Annotated in this window: 15 protein-coding genes; 7 read left to right on the top strand and 8 right to left on the bottom strand. The window is 63.9% G+C overall.

Annotated elements, in window-relative coordinates; genetic code table 11:
- Window positions 1–33: 33 nt before the first annotated feature.
- The 4 genes from WC729_RS19165 to WC729_RS19150 form a co-directional block, all read right to left on the bottom strand.
- Window positions 34–1140, bottom strand: a complete 1107-nt coding sequence (locus WC729_RS19165) for an ATP phosphoribosyltransferase regulatory subunit (protein WP_372855747.1) — start codon at window positions 1138–1140, stop codon at window positions 34–36.
- Window positions 1141–1250: 110 nt separating this feature from the next.
- Window positions 1251–2828 carry a phosphoglycerate dehydrogenase gene (gene serA / locus WC729_RS19160; RefSeq protein ID WP_372855745.1) on the bottom strand — a complete coding sequence of 526 codons (1578 nt, stop codon included), beginning with the start codon at window positions 2826–2828 and terminating at the stop codon, window positions 1251–1253.
- Between the two features lie 86 nt (window positions 2829–2914).
- Window positions 2915–4051: a phosphoserine transaminase gene (locus tag WC729_RS19155; RefSeq protein ID WP_372855743.1), complete on the bottom strand. Its 1137-nt coding sequence runs from the start codon at window positions 4049–4051 to the stop codon at window positions 2915–2917.
- Between the two features lie 119 nt (window positions 4052–4170).
- Complete coding sequence (locus tag WC729_RS19150; RefSeq protein WP_372855741.1) at window positions 4171–5055, bottom strand: alpha/beta hydrolase; 885 nt, start codon at window positions 5053–5055, stop codon at window positions 4171–4173.
- Between the two features lie 36 nt (window positions 5056–5091).
- On the opposite strand from WC729_RS19150, the gene WC729_RS19145 reads away from it, so the two are divergent.
- Together WC729_RS19145 and WC729_RS19140 are read left to right on the top strand one after the other, a co-directional pair.
- On the top strand, window positions 5092–5763 hold the full coding sequence (locus WC729_RS19145) for an extensin family protein (protein ID WP_372855739.1): 672 nt from the start codon (window positions 5092–5094) through the stop codon (window positions 5761–5763).
- Between the two features lie 39 nt (window positions 5764–5802).
- The gene (locus tag WC729_RS19140; protein WP_372855737.1) at window positions 5803–6678 is read left to right on the top strand and encodes an LOG family protein; all 876 of its coding nucleotides are present in this window, start codon (window positions 5803–5805) and stop codon (window positions 6676–6678) included.
- A 414-nt stretch (window positions 6679–7092) separates the two neighbouring features.
- Here WC729_RS19140 and WC729_RS19135 read toward each other — a convergent pair whose 3' ends face one another.
- Window positions 7093–7770: a cytochrome c family protein gene (locus tag WC729_RS19135; RefSeq protein WP_372855735.1), complete on the bottom strand. Its 678-nt coding sequence runs from the start codon at window positions 7768–7770 to the stop codon at window positions 7093–7095.
- A gap of 105 nt (window positions 7771–7875) precedes the next feature.
- Here WC729_RS19135 and WC729_RS19130 point away from each other — a divergent pair, with 105 nt between their 5' ends.
- Complete coding sequence (locus WC729_RS19130) at window positions 7876–8766, top strand: prephenate dehydratase (protein ID WP_372855733.1); 891 nt, start codon at window positions 7876–7878, stop codon at window positions 8764–8766.
- A gap of 64 nt (window positions 8767–8830) precedes the next feature.
- On the opposite strand, the gene WC729_RS19125 is transcribed toward WC729_RS19130, so the two are convergent.
- A complete protein-coding gene (locus WC729_RS19125) occupies window positions 8831–9394 on the bottom strand; it encodes an ImmA/IrrE family metallo-endopeptidase (protein ID WP_372856630.1) in 564 nt (187 codons plus the stop codon).
- Window positions 9394–9651, bottom strand: a complete 258-nt coding sequence (locus WC729_RS19120; RefSeq protein WP_372855731.1) for a helix-turn-helix domain-containing protein — start codon at window positions 9649–9651, stop codon at window positions 9394–9396. Before WC729_RS19120 ends, WC729_RS19125 begins: the two co-directional genes overlap by 1 nt.
- A gap of 214 nt (window positions 9652–9865) precedes the next feature.
- Here WC729_RS19120 and WC729_RS19115 point away from each other — a divergent pair, with 214 nt between their 5' ends.
- Genes WC729_RS19115 through WC729_RS19100 form a run of 4 tightly spaced genes read left to right on the top strand, consistent with a single transcriptional unit; the run spans window position 9866 to window position 12627 of the window.
- Complete coding sequence (locus WC729_RS19115) at window positions 9866–10366, top strand: hypothetical protein (RefSeq protein WP_372855729.1); 501 nt, start codon at window positions 9866–9868, stop codon at window positions 10364–10366.
- A complete protein-coding gene (locus WC729_RS19110) occupies window positions 10363–10881 on the top strand; it encodes a hypothetical protein (protein ID WP_372855727.1) in 519 nt (172 codons plus the stop codon). The genes WC729_RS19115 and WC729_RS19110 overlap by 4 nt, the downstream gene beginning before the upstream one ends.
- Window positions 10859–11299: a hypothetical protein gene (locus WC729_RS19105; protein ID WP_372855725.1), complete on the top strand. Its 441-nt coding sequence runs from the start codon at window positions 10859–10861 to the stop codon at window positions 11297–11299. The genes WC729_RS19110 and WC729_RS19105 overlap by 23 nt, the downstream gene beginning before the upstream one ends.
- Window positions 11299–12627, top strand: coding sequence for a hypothetical protein (locus WC729_RS19100; protein WP_372855723.1), 1329 nt, complete (start codon window positions 11299–11301; stop codon window positions 12625–12627). The genes WC729_RS19105 and WC729_RS19100 overlap by 1 nt, the downstream gene beginning before the upstream one ends.
- Here the strand turns inward: WC729_RS19100 and WC729_RS19095 are convergent.
- Window positions 12624–14291, bottom strand: coding sequence for a hypothetical protein (locus WC729_RS19095; RefSeq protein WP_372855721.1), 1668 nt, complete (start codon window positions 14289–14291; stop codon window positions 12624–12626). The two genes, WC729_RS19100 and WC729_RS19095, sit on opposite strands and share 4 nt — an antisense overlap.
- Window positions 14292–14426 lie beyond the last annotated feature (135 nt).

The raw sequence follows: 14426 nt of genomic DNA, 5'->3' as shown, positions 1-14426 counted from the left end.
AACTGAGTTCCTTCGATCGGGACGGTGCGGCGCCTAGAGCGCGCGCGCCGCGCCTTCCACCAAAATATGCGTGCAGAGCTGCGCCTCGGGCGTGTCGCCCGCTTCGAGCGCGGCGACGGTGACCCAGCCTTGCGCCCGCATCGCGGCCGGGACGGCAGGGTCGGTATCCAGCGGCACGAACAGGCGGCGCCGGTCGACATCGGCGAGGCCCGCCGCCACGATCGCGTCGGCATAGAGCGAGAAGCCGGTCGCGGCTTCCTCCGCGCCGTCCTCATGAACGATGGTGTAGCTGCCGCCACGCCCGATCTCGCCGCGCACCCCGTCAGCGAAGATCGAGAAGCCGAGCCAGGTTTGATATTCGAAGCCGTGCCGCTCGGTCGGGTCGAGCGTCAGTGCGGTGCGGCCCTTGAGGCCCGAGGCGATCTGCCACAGCCCGTCGAGCCGCGAGCGCAGCGCGCCGCCCACATCGAAGGCGCAGAGCCGATCATGCGCCGTTTCAAACGGGCCGGCTGCCTCGATCAACGGGAGATAGGCCGGCGCGATCTCGGCAACACCGCCGGCATCCTTGGCGTCGAGCCGGTCGCGGAGCTGTTCGATCAGCCATGGTTCGACGGGCAGCGGACCGTCCGCCAGGATCGTCACCAGGTCGGGCAGGGTGAAATCGATCGAGATACCGCGCACGCCGGCGGCTTCGAGCGCTTCGACCGCGACGCCAACGATCTCCTTCGCCGCGGCAACGGTGTCGAGGCCGATCAGTTCGCAGCCGATCTGGCGCAGCTCGCGCTCCGGGCTGAGCTGCGAGGCGCGGAGCTTCAGCACCGGGCCGGCATAGGACAGGCGCACCGGGCGCGGGTGATGGCCCATGCGCGTCGCCGCGATCCGGCCGATCTGTGCGGTCATGTCGGGCCGGATGGCGAGCGTCGCCTGCGACACCGGATCGACGAAGCGCACCGCATCCTGCGCGCGCGCCGCCTTCAGTCGGCCGGCCAGACCCGCCTCGAACTCGGCCAAAGCGGGATCGGCACGCTCATAGCCATGCGCGTAGGCTGCCCCCAGCACTGCCGCTTCGAGGCGCGCGGCGGCGTCGCCGAACGGGGGCAACCGGTCGCGGAAACCTTCGGGGAGCAGGGCATGAGTCATAGGCAGAAGAGTCGCGTCCAAAACGCCCGTTCGGGCCGAACCTGTCGAAGCCCTGTACCTCTTCCTGCGCGAAAGAGAACGGTCTTCGACAGGCCCGCTCGAATAGGCTTTTAGAAGCTGAGCCCCATCACGGTCTTCACGCCGGCCAGCGCGCGGACCTTGGCGATCAGCTCGGGCGTCACCGGCTCGTCGACCGAGAGCAGCAGCACCGCTTCGCCACCGGCCGAACGACGGCCGAGATGGAAGGTGCCGATGTTCACGCCTTCCTCGCCGAGCAGCGAGCCGAGCCGGCCGATAAAGCCCGGCGCGTCCTCGTTCACGACATAGAGCATGTGCCCGACCAGATCGGCCTCGACCTTGATGCCGAACAGCTCGACCAGGCGCGGGGCCGCGTCGCCGAACAGCGTGCCCGCAACCGAACGGTCGCCGGCATCGGTCTTCACCGTCACGCGCAGCAGCGTGTGGTAATCGCCCTCCCGGTCATGGCGGACTTCACGGACGTCGATGCCCCGCTCCTTCGCCAGGAATGGCGCATTGACCATGTTCACCGTGTCCGAATGCACCCGCATCAGGCCGGCGAGCACCGCGCTGGTGATCGGCTTCTGGTTGAGCGCGGCAGCCGCACCTTCGACCTCGATGTTGATGCCCGAGAGCGCGCCGTGGGCGAGCTGGCCGATCAGCGAGCCGAGCTTCTCGGCCAGCGCCATATACGGCTTCAGCTTCGGCGCTTCCTCGGCCGACAGGCTCGGCACGTTGAGCGCGTTGGTCACGCCGCCCGAGACGAGATAATCGGCCATCTGCTCGGCGACCTGGATCGCGACATTGACCTGCGCTTCCGAGGTGGACGCGCCGAGATGTGGCGTGGACACGAAGTTGGGCGTGCCGAACAGCGGCGAATCGGTCGCCGGCTCCGTCACGAACACGTCGAGCGCGGCGCCCGCGATATGGCCCGAATCGAGCCCGGCCTTCAGCGCGACCTCGTCGATCAGCCCGCCGCGCGCGCAGTTGATGATGCGCACGCCCTTCTTGGTCTTGGCGAGGTTCTCGGCCGACAGGATGTTGCGTGTCTGGTCGGTCAGCGGGGTGTGCAGCGTGATGAAGTCCGCACGCGCCAGCAGGTCCTCGAGCGTGACCTTCTCGACGCCGGTCTCGATCGCGCGCTCGGGGGTGAGGAAGGGATCGTACGCGATCACCTTCATCTTCAGGCCGCGGGCACGGTCGGCGACGATCGAGCCGATATTGCCGGCGCCGATCAGGCCGAGCGTCTTCGAGGTCAGCTCGACGCCCATGAAGCGGTTCTTCTCCCACTTGCCGGCCTGGGTCGAGGCATCGGCCTCGGGCAGTTGGCGGGCGAGCGCGAACATCAGCGCGATGGCATGCTCGGCGGTGGTGATCGAGTTGCCGAACGGGGTGTTCATGACGACCACGCCCTGCGCGGAGGCGGCCGGGATATCGACATTGTCGACGCCGATGCCGGCGCGACCGATGACCTTCAGATTGGTCGCATGCGCCAGGATGTCCTTGGTTACCTTGGTCGAGCTGCGGATGGCGAGGCCATCATAATTGCCGATGATCGCCTTGAGCTCGTCGACGGTCTTGCCGGTGATCTCGTCGACCTCGACCCCGCGCTCGCGGAAGATCTGGGCGGCCTTGGGATCCATTTTGTCGGAAATGAGGACTTTGGGCATGGGATTGCCTTTCAATGAGCGCGCTCCGGTTCGGGAGCGGGAGTCTGGGAAGAGTGCGCCCCCGCCGCGGCGGGAACGCAAAGGGGTCAGGCCGAGACGGTGACCGAGGCGTAGGCCCAGTCGAGCCAGGGGCCGAGCGCCTCGATATCGGCGGCGTCGACGGTCGCGCCGCACCAGATGCGCAGGCCCGCCGGGGCATCGCGGTAACCCGCAATGTCATAGGCGGCATGCTCGGCTTCGAGCAGGCCGGCGAGCTTCTTGATCAGCGCTTCGTCGGCGCCCTCGACCGTCAGGCACACGCTGGTCTTCGAGCGCGAGGCCTCGTCGAGCGCGAGATGGCCGAGCCACGGGCGATCCGCGACGATCTTGTCGAGTGCTGCCGCATTGGCGTCCGAGCGCGCAATCAGGCCCTGCAGCCCGCCGAGACCCTTGGCCCATTCGAGCGCGAAGATCGCATCCTCGACGGCGAGCATCGACGGGGTGTTGATCGTCTCGCCCTTGAACACGCCTTCGGTCAGCTTGCCCTTGGAGACGAGGCGGAACACCTTCGGCAGCGGCCATGTCGGCGTGTAGCTTTCGAGCCGCTCCACCGCACGCGGGCCGAGGATCAGCACGCCGTGGCCGCCTTCGCCGCCCAGCACCTTCTGCCAGGAGAAGGTTGCGACATCGATCTTGTCCCACGGGATATCGTACGCGAACACCGCGCTGGTCGCGTCGGCGAAGCTCAGGCCCTCGCGGTCGTCCGGGATCCAGTCGCCGTTCGGCACGCGCACGCCCGAGGTGGTGCCGTTCCAGGTGAACAGCACGTCGTTCGACCAGTCGACCTGGTTGAGGTCGGGAAGCTGGCCGTAATCGGCGCGCAGGATGGTCGGATCGAGCCCGAGCTGCTTGACCGCATCGGTGACCCAGCCTTCGCCGAAGCTCTCCCAGGCGAGCGCGGTGACGGGCTTGGCGCCCAGCATCGTCCACATCGCCATCTCGAACGCGCCGGTGTCGGAGCCGGGGACGATGCCGATGCGGTGGGTGTCGGGCAGCTGCAGCATCTCGCGCATCAGGTCGATCGCGTATTGCAGGCGCGTCTTGCCGATCTTCGAACGGTGCGACCGGCCGAGGACTTCAGTCTGGAGCTTTTCGGGGGTCCAGCCTGGCGGCTTGGCGCAGGGACCGGAAGAGAAATAAGGACGCGTCGGCTTCGTCGCCGGAGGCGCAGGGTAATCAGTCATATAGTCTCTCCTTACAGAGAGCACGCGCGGCGTTGGGACCGCGTGGCCCGTCGACGGCCCTAGCGATCTGCGACGCTACGTCAATCGGCTTTCTGCTGCGATGCGGCGAAGCGAGCAGCTTATTTCGGCACGAACTTGGGCGCCGGTTTTCCGAGCAGCCCGCGGTCGGACATCCAGTCGGGGATGCGATCGGGCCAGTGCTGCAGGCTCACCAGCGGGGTATCCTCGCCCATGTTGAAGGCGTGCCCGCCGGCCGCATACATGTGCAGCTCGACCGAGGCGCCGGCCGCGCGATAGGATTGCAGCAGGTCGACCAGCGGCGCCGAGCAACAGGCATCGTCGTTCGCCGCGGTCAGCAGCATCGGCGGCGAGTCCTTCGTCACTTTCTCCTCGGCCTTGAGTGGCCCCGGGAATTCGAGGATCGCGAAATCGGGGCGGGCGGAGAGTTTGTCGATCGCATCTTCCTTACCGCGCAGGGCGACAGGCGCGCTCAGCGCGGCCATGCGCGCCAGCTCTCCGCCGGCCGAGAAGCCCATGATGCCGATGCGCTTCGGGTCCACGCCGAATTCCGCGGCGCGCGATCGGACCAGGCGCATCGCGCGTTCGGTGTCGGCGCGGGCGTCGTCCAGCGCATAGGGCGAGCCGTCCTCGCGGAACAATCGGTAGCGCACCACGAACGCCGCGACGCCTCTGGCGGCATACCAGCGCGCCACGTCATTGCCTTCGGTCGTGATCACGATAATCCTGTGTCCGCCGCCGGGGACGATCACCACCGCGGCGCCGTTCGCCTTGCCTTTCTCGGGCAGGAAGGCGGTGATGCTGGGGTTGTTGATATGCTTGGTCCAATATTCCGCCGATTCCTCGGGGATGGCGGCGCGGCTCTCGAAGCCTGGGGCGCCGTTCGGCCAGAGCGGGTAGCGGGTGCCGTCCTGCGCCAGGGCGGGCAGGGCGAGGCACCCGAACACGGGGCCAATGACTATGGCGAGCAGATGGGCCAGGCGCATCGGGCTTTCCTCTCCTTTTTTCCAACAGAGATAAGCATGGGCCGGGCCGGCCTGGCCAGCGGAATGTTTGCGGTAACATTGCTGCTCGCCGGGTGCGGGCGCGGGGACGAGCGGCCGCGGCCCCGGCCGGTGGGCGCGCGGCCGGTGACGCTCAACCTGCCGACCTCGCGCGAGACCCAGGCGTGTTTTGCCGACCTGTCGCGTGAGCAGGTGCGCTTCAGCCCCTTGCCCGACCGCGATTATGGCGGCGGATGCTCGGTGATCGGATCGGTGCAGCTGATCGACATCGGGGTGCCGGTGACCAATGTGAAGGGCATGCGCTGCGGCCTTGCGCGGTCGTTCATCGCCTGGACGCGCCACGCGGTCGCCCCCGCGGCGCGGCAGATCCTGGGGAGCGACCTGGTGCGGGTCGAAAGCTTCGGCTCCTATGCGTGCCGCAACGTGGTGGGATCGGCGACGGCGGGGAACAGGCTGTCGGGGCATGCCATCGCCAACGCGGTCGACGTCTCGGCGTTCGTGCTGGCCGATGGACGGCGGGTGACGGTGCTGAACGGCTGGCGATCGAACGACCCGGACGAGCGGGAATTCCTCCAGGTGATCCACAGCTCCGCCTGCAAGCGCTTCGGCACGGTGCTGAGCCCGGATTACAACGCGGCGCACGCCAACCATCTGCACCTGGAAGACGACCGCGCGCGGTTCTGTCGCTGAGCTTCATATCCGGGCGTTTTTCGGCTAGAGCCTGCTCCAATGACAGAGACACATGTACCGTCGCGGGTCTTTCCGCGCGCTCGCCAGGATGCCGAAACCGCCAATGCCGGGATCAGCACCCCCCAGACCGAAAACCCGGCCTATCGCCTCGCCTTCCAGGACATGGATTTCCTGCTGCGCGAGGATCTCCGCCCGGTGCGCTTCCAGCTCGAACTGCTCAAGCCCGAGCTGATCCTGGCCGAGGCGAACATCGCCTCCACCTTCGTGATGTACGGATCGGCGCGCATCCCCGAACCCGCCAAGGCCAAGGCACTGCTCGAGCTGGCCGAGGGCGAGGAAGCGATCCGCATCGCGAAGAGCCTGGTCGCCAAGTCGAAATATTACGACGTCGCCTATGAACTGGCCCAGCTCGCCAGCGCCTGCCCGCGCGACGAGGAAGGCAAGCGCCACTTCGTGGTCTGCTCGGGCGGCGGCCCCTCGATCATGGAAGCGGCGAATCGCGGCGCGGCGGAATCGGGCCACGAATCGATCGGGCTCAACATCGTGCTGCCGCACGAACAGGCGCCGAATCCCTATGTGACGCCGTCGCTGAGCATGCAGTTCCACTATTTCGCGCTCAGGAAGATGCATTTCCTGCTCCACGCGCGCGCGCTCGCGGCGTTCCCGGGCGGCTTCGGCACGTTCGACGAACTGTTCGAGCTGCTGACCCTGATCCAGACCGGCAAGATCAAGCCGATCCCCGTGCTGCTGTTCGGCCGCGAGTTCTGGAACCGCGTGGTCGATTTCGAGGCGCTGGTCGAGGAAGGCGTGATTTCCGCGCGCGACCTGAACATCTTCACCTTCGTCGAGACGGCGGAAGAGGCGTGGAAGGTTGTGCAGGATTTCTACCAGGAACCCGCGGGCGAGGCGGAGTGAGGCGGGGCTGATCTTCCGTTTCGCCTGATTGAATCGTCACCCCGGACTTGTTCGGTGCTTGAACCCTTGAGACATGTAATTTCTTCTTCCCCGGCGGAGGCCGGGGCCCAGTAGGGAGACAGAAGGAAACAGCCGGTGCGACCAGTTCAAAAGTCCCCCAACTGGACCCCGGCCTCCGCCGGGGAAGCATACATGTTGAAAGGGAGTAATCACCGACCTGTTCCGGGGGGCACGGCTCAGCGTACCAGGTGCTTCCGCTCTTGCGGGCCAGTGGATGCCGGAACGAGTCCGGCATGACGGCAGTGGGTGAGGTGCCCGTCCGGCCGAAACTGACTTCCGGCAAAACAAAAAAGGCCGCGCCCCCCGGCGCGGCCTTTTTCGCAACCGACCTCCCGGCTTTCGCCGGAGAGGCGATTACTTCTTCTTTTCAGCCTGAACCGCGGCGGCCGGATCGACCGACGGCGCGCCCGGTGCCGGCGCGGCGCCTTCCGAGAGATTCGCGGCTGCCGGGGCGGCGGCGTTGGCGTCCGCACCCTCGGCCGGCGCCGCTGCTGCGCCCGCGGCGGGTGCCGCCGGGAGCGGCAGGTTCGAGCCCTGCTGGTTGAGATAGGCGATCACGTTCGCGCGGTCCTGCGGGTTGCCGAGGCCGGCAAAGGTCATCTTCGTGCCCGAGGCGAAGGCGCGCGGGCTGGTCAGCCACGCACTCATATTGTCGAAATCCCACTTGCCGCCCTTGCCCTTGAGCGCGTCGGAGAAAGCGAAACCGCCCTTGCCCTCGGCAATGCCCTCACCGAGCGTGGCGTAGAGATTCGGGCCGACGCCGTTCGGGCCGCCCTGGTTGACCGTGTGGCAGGCGGCGCACTTCTTGAACACCTCGGCGCCCTTCGCCGGATCGGCGGTCGCCATCAGCGTCGCGATCGGCACGGCGGCCGCGCCGCCCTCCGCGCCCGTTTCGGCCACACCCTCGATCGGGTAGCCCATCTTCTCGAGATGATGCGGCTGGAACACCATGCCGCCCACGATCGAAAGCCCCAGCGCCACGCCGCATGCGCCGAGCACCCAGCCCGCGATCGTGTTCGTGCGATTGTCCATTGCCAAGTTGCCCCTGTCGGAAAGTCGGCTCCCTTTAGATTCGGTGGAGCGTGACCGCAAGCCGCGCTTGTGCAAGAACAAACGCGCCGGTAAGCGCGCCGCTCCATGGACAATTTCGCAGCCCCCGCGCGGCCCATCGTTGCGCGCATGATCGAGGAAGCCGCGGCGCACCCCGAACGCGCCGTCGCTTTCCAGGGCGCCCCCGGCGCCAATTCGCATATCGCGGCCCTGCAGGCCTTCCCGGACGGGCTGCCCTTGCCCTGTTTCGACTTCGCCGATGCGATCGACGCGGTGCGTGACGGTCGCGCCGATTGCGCGATCATCCCGATCGAAAATTCGCTGCACGGCCGCGTCGCCGACATGCATTTCCTGCTGCCCGAATCGGGCCTGGTCATCACCGGCGAGCATTTCCTGCCGATTCATTATGCGCTGATGGGATCGGGCAGGCTGGAGGATGTGCGCGAGGCGACGAGCCATCCCCAGGCGCTCGGCCAGTGCCGCCACTGGCTGCGCGAGCGGAACATCGTGCCGATCGCCTATCCCGATACCGCGGGCGCCGCGGCGCTGGTCGCGGAGAAGGGCGACCCAACGCTCGCCGCGCTCGCCCCGCCAATGGCCGCGCCGATCTATGGCCTGGACATATTGTGCGACGGCATTGCCGATGCCGATCACAACACGACGCGCTTCCTGGTGCTGGCGCGCGCCGGCCATGCGCCGATCGGCGACGGGCCGTTCATGACGACGCTGATCTTCGAAGTGAAGAACGTGCCGGCCGCGCTCTACAAGGCGATGGGCGGCTTTGCGACCAACGGTGTCAACATGACCAAGCTGGAAAGCTATCAGCGCGGCGGCACCTTCGCGGCGACCGAATTCTATGCCGATGTCGAGGGCAAGCCGGGCGACCCGGGGCTGGACAATGCGCTGGCCGAGCTGGGTTTCCATGCGAAATGGGTGCGGGTGCTGGGGACGTACCGGCAGGCTCGGGCGCGGGGGTAGGTTCGGCCGGCTTGTTGTCGGTGGGATGGGCGGCTTAAGGTAAGGGCACCCGAAGCGTCGTTCTTCACATTCTTTTTGCCGGGCGACTTCGACTGGCAGCTATTTCACCAGCTGCCGAACTCAGAGTCGCGACTCTGATCAGCAATGCTTGTTGGCTCACACAGTAACGCTCGGCCAGCGCGCTGATCTGGCTGTCGTCACCTGGGTCGATCAGATGTTGATCAAGCTCGGCCCAGATCCACTCCGCCGGCATAAGCAAATTGGCGGCGAATGCATTCGCTTCAACTTCTTCTACGTTTTCTGCGGTGGCGGATCGAGGGTCACGCAAATTCACTCTGAACTCGTGATCGACATGAACCTTGTCGCCGCGGTGAAGTGCAAGATGACCAAGTTCATGAGCGATCGTAAATCTGCGACGCACTTCGGAGTGCGTCCGATTGACCACGATGATCCGCCGACCAAGGTCTCGATAAAGCACCCCGGAGATATCATCGGCCAATTCGAGCGCGCGGATTTCCGCCCCAAGCGTAAGCGCTACACGCTGCAAATCGATCGGTGGGCTGGATTGGTCGGCAATGAGCTCGCGGACGCGCCTTCGAATAAGGGCGTAATTTATACGCGGCCGCATCAAGTCAATCGCTTTTCAGCCTCAAGTGACTCGATCAACAAGGCGACGTCGTCGCGCAATTCAAGCGCCTTTTCTGCCGATGCCTTGGGAAGAAGTTCGGCCGGTTTGGCATCCAAAGCGTCCGCGATTTCGACCACTTGGTGAAGCAAGACGCGCTGGCGGCCCTTCTCGATATTCACGATCGAAGTGCGCGAAAGGTCAATCCGACGACCCAGCTCCTCTTGCGTCACATTCTTTCGTTCGCGCAGCGCACGCACGCGACTGCCGAACATCTGGTATAGCGGATCTATCATCAAGCCCTGGCGGTTAGTGTGGTGCGGGAGGCTAACACGGCTCCTGCGCAGCATCAACCAAAATGTGGATATTACTAACGGTTTGCAATACGAACCCGGTTTCAACGTTTGCAATATTGACAATGCGGGCGAATCATGGTGAATCGGCGTCGAGGCGATTCACGCCCGGAGAAATGCCATGACCCTGCTGGAAACCCAGCGCGAGACTCGACTCGCTTACGCCGTTGAAGGCCTGCCTGATCACCAGGAACTGGCGGTGCATACCGACCAGACCGCTCTTGAAATCCTCGACCTGATTAAGGCCAAGCACCCTGAGCTGGCGGTTTCGGAGCTGATCGTCGAAGACGAGGAAGAAAGCCTCGACGGTGACTTTCGCATCGTCGAGCAGCTGGAGATTGAGTTCAAGCTCGTTCACGCCGGCCGCGGCGGTCGCATCGATGTTCTCATCCACTACGACGGTGATGAGAGGAAGCATTCATTCCGCGCCAGCGCGACGGTCAGGAAGATTATCAAATGGGCGATTTCCGGGGACGGGTTCGATCTGGTCGATCCGGCCTCGAAATTCGTCCTCAAGCTTGGCGAGAAGGAGCTCAATCCCGAGTTGCACCTCGGCCAGATCAATGACGGCAAGCGCAAGGTCGAGCTCACGCTCGTTCACACGCGCAAGATCCAGGGGTGACGATCATGATGCCGGATGAGGCAGCTGTCGCAGCGGATCTTGGTTCCTTCTGGTTCCGGAAGGGTGAGCACGCGGGAAAGTGGCGATTGATCGGTCACCACCACCCTGAGTTGTTCATCGCCGTGGCGGCGGCGCCTCGTCCGGCTTCACCGGAATGGTTTCTCTTCCGTCTCGATGTCATGGGATTCAGAGTCATGGGCCCGACGGGTCAGCTTTGGCACGGCGGCGAGGACCGGCCGTATATGACCGATGAACGCCCAAAGAGCGGGCCGAACCCGATGATCTATTTTTCCGAATTCGGGCCGTGCCTTTATCACCCCTTGGATCGCCTCGCCTTCGCCGGGGGGCATTGGGCCAATGAGTATCTCGATGTGCGCTGGCAGCCGACCGACCATCTCACCCGCTATTTGGAGACGCTTCATGGCCTTCTTCACGACTCTGAATACACTGGGTCTCGGATCCTCGACGGCACCATTTCGTTGCCGCCGCGGCTTGTGGCGCGCGCTGCTGCGTGACCTAGCGCGACGAGGCTGTGGCGAGCGGGAAAGCGGCGCGTTCCTGCTTGGCACCGATGTTAGTGGCGTACGACGGGTGAAGGCCTATTTGCCGTTCGACGAAATCGATCCGAAATGCCTGACCGGCTATATCGATTTTGACGGGACCAAGATGGACCTTGTTTGGGCCGAATGCCGACGGCTTCGTCTCAAGGTGGTCGCCGATGTACATACGCATCCGGGCGGTTATGGCCAGAGTGGTATCGACCGCGACAACCCAATGATGCCGCGCCGCGGGCATCTCGCTTTGATTGTACCTGACTATGCCTGCCGGACCGTCGGGCCGGGTGAAGTGGGAATCTACGAACTGCGCGGCCCGGCGAGTTGGGCTGATCATTCTTTCAAGGGTCGCGATTTCTTTGCTTTGGAGTGGTTCTGATGACGCTCAGTTTCAAGGATGACCGTCTGACGCAATTGCTGTTCGCCAATGATGAACGCGCCGACGTTGCGGACGAACGGTTCCGCCTCGACTCGATTGCGTTGGTCGTAACGATCGACGATGCTGCGGTGCGCACGGATTGGGGGCAGGCGGCGGCAATGGCGCTCGCGGTATGCGGTTCGCGCATGTTTCGCGGTGGCGTCTTTCTACGCCAAATCCCAGAGGTACCTGCGCAGTTCGGAACGCGCGTCGGTCAACCACTCCGGCGCGCGCTTGAAGACCTCGGCTGTCGCGCGTCCGGAGAGGCGCCAAAGTCCGCGCTTCGTCTTCACATTGGTCACGCCGGAAACGGCCAAGATCTCCATATCACCGCGCGGGGGTGGACTGCATCGGTCACCCCAAAGGCCAGTGCCTTGCAACCGGCTTCCTCAAATGTAGTCGTGGGTGTGTTGGCAGCGGCAATCGCCGTCGGCGAGGCGTTTCGCCGTCTGGCCCTTCGCGCGCCGGATGCGTGTCGAGTCCCACAAATCGTAAACGCATGGCAGCCAGGATTCATTGAGGAACCTGAGGGCGCTATCGCGCGACTTCCCACGGCGCTTTGGTTACTCGGTGCGGGCAACCTTGGACAGGCGATCCTGTTCTTGTTGTCGATGCTGCCCTTTGCCGACCGGAGGGCCGTTACGTTGTTCGTCCAGGACAACGATCGCAGTGGTCCCGAGAACCTGTCGACCCAGGTGCTGACTAGCCATAGCTGGCTGGGTCGAAAGAAGGCGGCGGCCGCAAGCGCGCACATGGAGGCTCTTGGATTCACCGCTTACGCGATTGAGCGCAGATTCACCAACCGACAGGGCCCAAGCGCGGGCGAACCGAGGATCGCGTTAGTGGGGGTCGACAACGAAGAAGCTCGCTTGGCTGCCGCCACGGCCGGGTTCGACCTTGTGCTCGATAGTGGGCTCGGCGGAACGCCGGCGCAGATCTTCGACTTAGAATTCCACGCATTTCCGGGTGCAACGCCGGCGGAAAAAATCTGGATCGGGGACAAGCGTCAAAATTCCGAGAAATTGGTCCCAGAGCGGTATCGACGGCTTGTTGAGCTGGGCGTGATCGATGCCTGTGGGATGACAACCGTCGCAGGGCAGGCTGTCGGTGTGCCCGCCACCGCGCTCGCTGCTGCCGCACTGCAGGTGGCGCAACTGTGCCGAGCGCTTGCCACTAATAGCTATTGTGATGCTATCGATTTGCGGCTTGCGCGCTGTTCCGATTCCGCTGCGAGCTTGTATGAGAATGCCGGCCTGTCGCTCGAAATGCTGGCTCCGGCCTGCAGCTAGGTCCGCAATCTTTGGGCATAGGGCACATGCTCGCGTACCAAGGTAATCATTTGATCGGGATCGGCGGCACAGCCTGAAGCAGCGTTGATATTGCGTTCAAAAGCGAGGTGCGGAATGTGGGCGAACAGTAGGTCTGCGTTCGGATCAGTGCTGCTGGTCGCGTTGAAAACCAGATGTCCGATGATCGGGCGGGCGCCATTTTGGTCAGGCCGCGCATCCTCGTTGATCAATTCAGTGACGTAGATGAAGTGCGGCAACGTACGCGATATCGCCTTGACCTTTAGATCGTCTGGCACCGCCGTGCGCGCCAGATAATGTCGGTAGCGGCCTGCGGTCGTCAGATATGTCCTGCGAATAACCCTCCCAGCACAAAAGTCGTCACAAAAGGCGTTCAATGTGTCGCCCGCGTCCGGAACCTGGGCGACGATATCAGCGATCAGCTGCGCTCGCAGATCCTCAACCTGCCGCTCCAGGAAATCCCAGGCAATGATGTTGGCATAATCGGCAATCAAGAAGACGCGTTGCGAGAGCGGAACAAAAATGTGCGACACAACTTTCTCGACCGTCAGCACTTCTTCGTCTTGGGCACGCAACAATCGATCCTCGGGCAAATGTCCGATATCGTCTTCGGTCACTGGCAACAGCCGGTAAGGGCCGCGCTGGTCGTCGTGGACAAGAATTGCCCGGACAAATCGCTCATAGCCTGAACCCGCGCGGATTGCCGAACCGGGGTCTTCGACATAGCCGACCGCGGTGATGGCGTGGCCATCGGGCTCCTTCCCGTGTGGCGGCAACCCAAGAATCACAGGAAGCCCGGAATCGAGATATCGCAGGAGTACCTCGATCGACTTTTCCTGGTCAGCCTCGTCGCCCAGCTGAGCTGGGTCAGCAGACTGACTCGCCTCAATCTTGCCCCCCGCGACATGTTCAAAGATATCGCAAAGCGGCTGATGCCCCATGGCGCGTAACGCGCGCGTAATGTGGAGCGGGTTCAGCCCGCTTGAGCCATGCGGCAGCGACTGGCTTAAATCAGCGTCGGTCGGCGTGGTGGCAAATTTGGTGATCTGGCTGATCGAATGCCACGCCGACTGGCGATGTCTTTCGTGGATCGGTCGGCTGGCCATCCAGATCGCGGCCTGTGCGCATGCCCCAATTCGCCGATCTTGTTGAATGAAAGGCGCACCTTTCGCCTCGAGTTCAGTCGCGAGAAGATGTGTATCGACCTTGGAGCGTGAGGCCCGGCGTACAATGAGCTTGGGTCCAAGATCGGGGAACGGAAGCATCGTTCGGCCGATCGGGCCTTGGCGTATTGGCCGGACAACGACGAATCCGAGATACCCGTATTTGTCGGATTTGGTCGCCGCCTGCTGCGCGAAATCCTCCGCAAAAAGTCCGCTGGCGTCCTTTTCAAACAGGTGCAAGCGCTGCGTGTGGCGCGGATAGGATTTGAAAGCTGAGGAGTAGAAGGCAACGAAGTCCGCGGAGTAGTCGCGATCGATATAGGGTTCTTCGATCAGCAAAAAATTCGCCCCCAGGCCAACGATGTGGTCGAACATCGGCCTCGCGCAGCGGCTATCTGTATCGCCGCCAAGCAGGGTTAGAAGGACCTTCTTTCCCTTTTCGTCGAGCGTTACTGCTTTGAGATTGATCCGTTGGTCGCTCAACTACTGCCTGTTTTATAATGGACGGGCTTAGCGGAACGCAAAGCGGGCGGCCGTCGCGAAGACTCGGCCCGCGCGCGCCTCCACACGATTGATGCGCTCAATCGTCTGTTCCGACACACGGTATGCTCCACTTGG

This window comes from Sphingomonas sp. (assembly GCF_041661825.1).
GTDB lineage: Bacteria > Pseudomonadota > Alphaproteobacteria > Sphingomonadales > Sphingomonadaceae > Sphingomonas.
Note: the sequence above shows the minus strand (reverse complement) of the source record. Positions and strands in the feature narration are given on the sequence as shown.